The 6,591-nt window shown below is 68.8% G+C and carries 5 protein-coding genes and 1 pseudogene; 2 read left to right on the top strand and 4 right to left on the bottom strand.

The window, feature by feature from the left end:
- On the top strand, positions 1-622 hold a 622-nt coding region (locus ACJ8AT_RS35175; protein ID WP_407742341.1), incomplete at its 5' end, for a hypothetical protein.
- Positions 623-629: 7 nt separating this feature from the next.
- On the opposite strand, the gene ACJ8AT_RS35170 is transcribed toward ACJ8AT_RS35175, so the two are convergent.
- Positions 630-1,286: a hypothetical protein gene (locus tag ACJ8AT_RS35170; protein ID WP_407742340.1), complete on the bottom strand. Its 657-nt coding sequence runs from the start codon at positions 1,284-1,286 to the stop codon at positions 630-632.
- 41 nt (positions 1,287-1,327) lie between these two features.
- Positions 1,328-1,978 carry an MBL fold metallo-hydrolase gene (locus tag ACJ8AT_RS35165; RefSeq protein WP_407742339.1) on the bottom strand — a complete coding sequence of 217 codons (651 nt, stop codon included), beginning with the start codon at positions 1,976-1,978 and terminating at the stop codon, positions 1,328-1,330.
- 142 nt (positions 1,979-2,120) lie between these two features.
- Between ACJ8AT_RS35165 and ACJ8AT_RS35160 the strand changes: the two genes are divergently transcribed.
- Positions 2,121-3,728: a lipase maturation factor family protein gene (locus tag ACJ8AT_RS35160; protein ID WP_407742338.1), complete on the top strand. Its 1,608-nt coding sequence runs from the start codon at positions 2,121-2,123 to the stop codon at positions 3,726-3,728.
- Between the two features lie 7 nt (positions 3,729-3,735).
- On the opposite strand, the gene traB is transcribed toward ACJ8AT_RS35160, so the two are convergent.
- Both traB and ACJ8AT_RS35150 read right to left on the bottom strand, forming a co-directional pair.
- The gene (gene traB / locus ACJ8AT_RS35155) at positions 3,736-5,379 is read right to left on the bottom strand and encodes an outer membrane exchange protein TraB (protein ID WP_407742337.1); all 1,644 of its coding nucleotides are present in this window, start codon (positions 5,377-5,379) and stop codon (positions 3,736-3,738) included.
- Positions 5,376-6,591 (bottom strand): annotated as a pseudogene (locus tag ACJ8AT_RS35150) (hypothetical protein); the annotation flags it as partial. The gene traB and the pseudogene ACJ8AT_RS35150, both read right to left, overlap by 4 nt.

The following is a 6,591-nucleotide window of genomic DNA, read 5'->3' as shown; positions in this document are numbered from 1 at the left end:
CCAGTCGATCGGTGTGCCGAGCTGGGTGCTGTCGGATCTCTACCTGTTGCCGGGAGCCATCGGCCTGTTGCGGTGTCCGGCGCGGATGCTCGATGACCAGGCACGCGAGAGGCTGAAGCTGGCGGGCGAGGCCATGGCGATCGGCGCGGCCTACTACGCGGCGCCCTCGGTGGTGCCGGGCCTCTTCATCGGAGTCTCGCTGATGAGCTTCGTGCGCGGCATCCGTGCGGGCTCGTGGGTGAAGATGCTGACGTTGAGGATGTTGCGCGCCAGGCGCATGCGAGGGGTGGCGCAGTGGAACAACCCAAGCATGCGCGTCCACACGCGCCTGGGGCCCCTGCGGCTGGTGGGGAGCGTGCCAGGAGACCATGAGTACGCGGACCGGAGCTTCCTCTACGAGACGGAGCTCATGGACGAGGTGCGCCAGGTCACGGCCATGGAGCGCCAGCTTCACCTGCCGCCCACGCGCCGGATCGCCGTGGACGACACGGCCGCACTGACGGATTTGCTTCGGCGCGCGGAGGAAGGAGAAGCGCTGCACATCGTCCCGCCGGGAGTGGAGGCAGGGCGCATCCTGGTGCACGAAGGGCCCCTACCCGAGGGGATGGTCCCAACACCGTGAGCGCGGCTCAGTGAGGCGCGTCGAGCCGGTAGCTGAACAGCAGCGAGAGGCCTACGGACTCGATGGAGATGGGAGTCTGGATCACGGGCCCGGGGGCGGTGCAGTCCACCACGCGCAGGGGAGCCTCCGCGGTGCTGGCCACGGCGCTGAACTCCTGCACTCGCGAGACGAAGCGGCGGAGCAGCTCGGCCCGGTGCTGCTCGGGCTCGGCGACGAGCGCGGTGGGAGGGGTGAAGCTGTAGGCTGGCTGGCCTCGCACCTTGCGTTCATCCGCCGAGAGCTCGTTCAGCGTGCGCCCGAGCGCCGCCATCCGTGCGCTGCGAGCCCAGAAGTCCAGCGACGTGGGCAGGGCGAACTCCAGCGTTCCCGCCACGCCCGTGCGCGCTTCATCATCGTCCTCGGGAATCCGCAGCCTCTTCATGGGAGCGGCGGAGAGCAGCACTCCCGTCATCTTCAGGGTCACCTCGGCGCTGGTGGCCTCACGGAGCTTGCGACGGAGCTGCTCGGACTCCTGCTGCAGACGGGCCAGCGCCTCCTGCGAGGCGAACGCTCCCAGCAACTGCACCTGGAAGGTCGCTCGGAGGATGTCGGGCCGGACGATGAGATCATCCGTGGGAGCGGGAGGAGCCTGCGTATCCCCGTAGTAGGAGCTGAGTTTCTTCATGGCTCCAGAGCCTACCTCCCTTGGAGGGGCTCGCGGAGCCTCTACGGCGCGCCAGCGGAGGGGCCTTCCCTGTCGAACTCCAGCGCGAGCCGCAGCGCTGCCTTGCCGGCGCCCACGATGGGCTCGCCGTGGGCGAAGCAGACGGTATCCACGGGCAGATGATCGAGGATGCGCTGGACGCTCAGGCGCGTGCGTTGAGGATCATCCTGGTACTCGCCCGGGACGAACTCGGGCCGGCCGCGGCCCTCGTGGGTGAGCAGGTCCGAGACGAAGACGATGCCTCTGGGGTGCTGCTGCAGCCAGAGCGTGTACATGACCTCGGCGGGACCGGGCGTGTGCAGGGCGCTCAGTCCACCAGGGAGCGAGTCACCGCTGGTGTAGAAGTTGTCCGGAGTGTCCTCGAGGCCGTGAGCATTCTCGGGCGCCCAGATGGGGATGTTGAAGAGCTTGCGGAAGTGCCAGGCCGAGCGCTGGTGGTTGCCCGCGGTGAGGACGATGGCCGAGATGCTGCCGAGCGGGCGCAGCAGCTTCTCGTCGATGGGGAGCGGATCAATCAGCACCACGGCCCCATCCCGATCGGCCACGGCGTAGGCGTCGCTGCGTGCGCCGATGCGCTCGTCCCGGACGTGCCAGTTGTAGACGCCAGGGACTACTTCCACGAGGTGCTTCGCTTTCGCCTTCGGCTCACTCATGCGCGAAAGCTAGGCACCTTCGTGCAAGGTCTGGCTGGAGACTTGCTGTCCCCCTCGCCCCCCGGACGAGCAAGCCTGTTCCGGGGAGAGGGCAGGAGCGCCAGGGCTTCCCATCTTCTTTGGGATCAACCGGGGGAGAGACATGAGATGGAGCCCGACTCGCTTCCACGGCCGAGTCCGCTTCCTGCCAGCCGGGCACTGGGTACGCTGGCTCGCTGGCGTCCCTAGCAAAGAGGCCCAGCGCGCTGTGAGGTACGTAGGGCCTCCCCAGCACCGCATGGTGCGATGGCTGTTCCAGCGGTTGCTGGGGGGCACCTTCTTCATCGCGTTCACCTCCCTGGGCAGCCAGGTACTGGGGCTCTACGGCTCGCGTGGCATCAGCCCGATGCATGAGCTGGTGGGCTCGGAGCGGCTGCGGGACCTGGGGCGAGAGCGCTTCCGCCTCATTCCTTCGGTGTTCTGGCTGGGCGCGTCCGACAAGGCGCTGGTGAGAGGGTGCCGTGCCGGACAGCTCCTGTCGCTGGCGTTGCTGCTCAACGTGGCTCCCCGAATCACCACGGCGCTGCTCTGGGGCTTGTACCTCTCCTATGCGTCGGCGGGCCGGGAGTTCCTCTCCTTCCAGTGGGACGTGCTGCTGCTGGAGATGGGGCTGCTCTCGGTGCTGGCTTCACCGCCGGGGCTGCGCCCAGGGCCGGGACGCGAGTCTCCCTCCGGGGTGGAGGTGGCGCTCTTCCGCCTGCTCACCTTCCGGCTCTACCTGGGCTCTGGAGTGAGCAAGCTCCAGTCCGGCGATCGCACCTGGCGCGGCCTGACCGCGCTGCGCCACTACTACGAGACAGAGCCGATTCCCAACCAGGGAGGTTGGTATGCCCACCACCTCCCGTTGCGAGTGCAGAAGCTGTCCACGGCCGCGGCGCTGGTGCTGGAGACGGCCGTGCCGTTCCTGGTCTTCGCCCCGAGGCGCCCGCGGCAGCTCGCCTTCGTGCTCTTCAACGTGCTGCAAGCGGCCATCATCGCCACGGGCAACTACGGCTTCTTCAACGTGCAGTCCATCGTGCTGAGCCTGTGGCTGCTGGACGATGAGGCCCTCTCGCGCGTGCTGCCCATGGTGCCCGCGGAGCCGGCGAGGCCCCGGCCACTGTGGAGAACCCTGATCGAGACCGTGGCCGCCGCGCCTCTCCTGGCGCTCGGAGCGAAGGAGCTGTTGTCCCGCTTCGAGCTCACGCGCGACAAGCTGCGCATCCTTGAACGCCCGGCCACATGGGTGCGTCCCTTCCGCTCGGTGAATCCCTATGGCCTCTTCAGCGTGATGACGGTGCGCCGGCCGGAGATCTCCATCGAGGGCTCGGATGACGGTGAGCACTGGCGCGAGTACGTGTTCCGCTACAAGGTGTCTCGGCCGGACAGGCCCCCCAGGCAGGTGGCACCCCACCAGCCGCGTCTGGACTGGCAGATGTGGTTCGCCGCGCTGGGCTCGCCGCCGAGCTGGTTCTTGTCACTGCTCGTGCGGCTCATGGAGGGCGCTGCCGAGGTGCTCGCGCTCTTCGAGGAGAACCCCTTCCCAGAGCGCCCGCCGCGCTACGTGCGAGCCATTTTGTACGACTACCGGATGACGGACCTCGAGACCCGGCGGCGCACGGGGGAGTGGTGGGCGCGAGAGCCGCTGGGGCTCTACGTGCCACCGGTAGCGCTGGGACCCGGAGCCCGCGCCCACCGCGGGCCCCTGCTCGAGTGGAGCGCCGAGGCGTGAGGCAGCGCTACTTGTGGCCCTGAGCCGGCTTCGGGGAGGCTGGCTCCGTCGAGCTCGGCTTCTTGGCTCCCTTCTTCTTGGGGAGCTTCTCCACGGGCTCTCCTGGGCAGCGCGGCTCGCCCTCGGCTTGCGGCGGGAGGATGGTGAACTCGACGCGCCGGTTGCGAGCCATGCCCTCTTCCGTGTCGTTCTCAGCCACCGGGCGGCTCTGGCCGAAGCCCTGCGAGCACAGGCGCTCGGGCTGCACTCCACTCTCCTGCAGGTACGAGCGCACGCTGGCCGCGCGGCGCTTCGACAGATCGAGGTTGTACGCCTCACCGGCCCGCGAGTCGGTGTGGCCCTCGATCAGGATGCGCTGGATCTCCGGGTGCGTCTTCAGCACCTGGGACACCTCCTCCAGGACCGGGAAGGACTCGGAGAGGATGACGTCCTGGTCGGTGGCGAAGTTCACCGGCTCGAGGATGAGGATCTTGTTGCCCTGGATGCGAGCCATCGGGCAGCCGTTCTTGCCACCAGGGCCGGCGGCGATCTGCGGGCAGCGATCGATGCTGTCCTCGACGCCATCGCCATCGGCGTCACGGATGGGGCAGCCGCCACGGTCTGCCAGACCGGGCTCCTTCGGGCACACGTCCTTGTCGTCGGTGACGCCGTCTCCGTCCGTGTCGGGCGCGGGTGGCGGGGGCGGCTCGGGAGGCTGCTTGAACTTCTCGAGCGCCTCCCACTCGGCCGTCTTCGCGGGCACCCAGATGACGGAGCTGAAGAAGCGCAGCGTGGGCGCCTGCAGCGAGCACCCGCACCCGCCGCCACCGCCGACGGTGAAGGTGAGGCCGGTGGAGCTGTACCAGCGCAGCCCGAAGAGCAGCTCGGCGGGGATGTCGCGAGGCTGGGTCGGCAGCTTGTCCAGCCCCACGGCGCCGTTGAGCATGCCCACGGCGGTGATGCCCCGCCCGCGGAGGATGGGGACCTCGGTGGCGAGCCCGAAGGGCGCCATGTCGCCGACCTCCACGCCGTTGAAGATGCGGTCCGGGCGGTTCCACAGCGCCACGGAGCCGGCCAGCAGGATGCCGCTGGAGAAGCGGTAGTCCACGATGAGGCCGGGCGTATAGGTGAGCGCCCCATCGCTGGCGAACGCGTTCTGGTCTCCAGTGGGAAGGCTGAGGCCCAGGGTGAGGGCGGCGCCCAGACCCGAGTCCTCGGCGCGGCGCCGCAGCCCGGGGATGGCGACCTTGCCGGTGAGGCGCAGGTCCCCGAGCACATAGCCCTGGATGGGGCCTTCGGTGCCGATGGCCTCCAGGTTGTCTCCGCCCTGAGCGAGCACCAGCGGCATGTCCACGCCCAGCTCCGCCCAGTCCAGGAGGCCCACGGTGGCCATGGCATCGAGCTGGAGCCGGTTGCCCACGATGCTGAGGGCCTTGTTGGAGGAGTCACCCCCCTTGTTCACGAGCACCAGCGGATCCACCGAGAAGTTGAGGTAGAAGCCGCCGGAGGCGGACAGGTGCGAGAGGGGCCGGGACTGGCCCACCATTACCAAGTCTTGAGGCGCTCCGGACGGACGGAAGAGCTGGACGTCGAAGCGAGCGTCCTGCGCCGTGGCGGAGGTGGAAGCAAGGCCCAGCGCCAGGGCGAGGGCCGTCAGGAGCGGATGCTTCATAAGGCCCGGCGAGAGTAGAGGAAGAGGAGCCCTACCAGCATCATGGCGAGGAAGGCGCCGGTGCCGGTGGAGGTGAGATCGGTGGTGCTCGTCTCGCAGCAGAACGAGCCGCCTTGGGGCGAGGTGCCGGGCTTGCGGCGGCCCCGCTCACACTCCTGGGTGGTGGTGGAGCAGTACTGGACGCCCAGGCAGTCGCCGCTGTCGTCACAATGGGTGGTGCAGGTGCCGCTGCTCACGTCGCACGAGCCGCCGCAGGGGCAGTGCGCGTCGGCGAAGCACTCGACGCACGAGGAGCCGTTGCAGACCTTGCCCTGCTCGGCGCAGTTCTCCTCGCAGGCAGGGGTGTTCACGCAGGTGAAGGTCTTGGAATCGCACTGGCCGCCGGGACAGTCGGAGTCGTTGCGGCAGGCCACGCAGGAGCTGCCCGCGGTGGTGCCATCGGTGGCACAGAAGGGAGTGGCCTTCTCACAGGCTCCGCAGCGAGCGCCGCAGTGACGGTCCGTGGTGCAGGCGGAGCACTCGCCGCTGAGGCAGAACTGGCCGCTGGCGCATTCGAGGTCGGTGCGGCAGGCGACGCAGACCTGGCCGTCGAGGCAGTAGGGGCGCTCGGTGGGGCACTTCACGCACTCGGAGCCGCAGCGATCGGCGGTGTTGCAGTCGGGGATGGCATCCACGCAGCGGCCATTGAGGGCGTCGCACTTCTTGCCGTCGGCGCACTGGCTGTCGGTGGTGCACTCGACGCAGGAGGGCGAGGCGCCGGGGGTGGGCGCGGCGCACTGGGTTCCCGAGGGGCAGCAGTTGCAGGAGTTGCCCGCGCAGCTGTCGTTGGTGGAGCAGGTGACGCACTGGTGATCAGAGCAGCTCTTGCCGCGCTCGCACTCGGAGTTGTCGTTGCACTCCTTGCACTCTTTGATCTCGGGGGCGCAGACCTCGTCGGGAGGACAGTCCTCGTCGCGGTTGCACTCGACGCAGGTGTAGTTGAGCTTGTCGCAGACCTCTCCGCTGGGGCAGGCCCTGTCATCGAGGCAGCCGGTGCAGGCGTGGGTGGTGAGATCACAGCGACGGCCGCCGCACTGGGCGTCGTCGGTGCATTCGACGCAGGCATAGGTGCCGTTGACGTTGACGCAGTTGGGAGTGCTCTGGCCGCAGGGAGAGCAGCTCGGGCCACAGACGCGGGAGGTGTCACAGGGAGCACAGAGCGCGGCCCCATTG

Source organism: Hyalangium sp. (genome assembly GCF_045802625.1).
Taxonomy (GTDB): domain Bacteria; phylum Myxococcota; class Myxococcia; order Myxococcales; family Myxococcaceae; genus Hyalangium.
The sequence above is the reverse complement of the archived record's forward strand: the minus strand, read 5'-3'. Positions and strand labels throughout refer to the sequence as shown.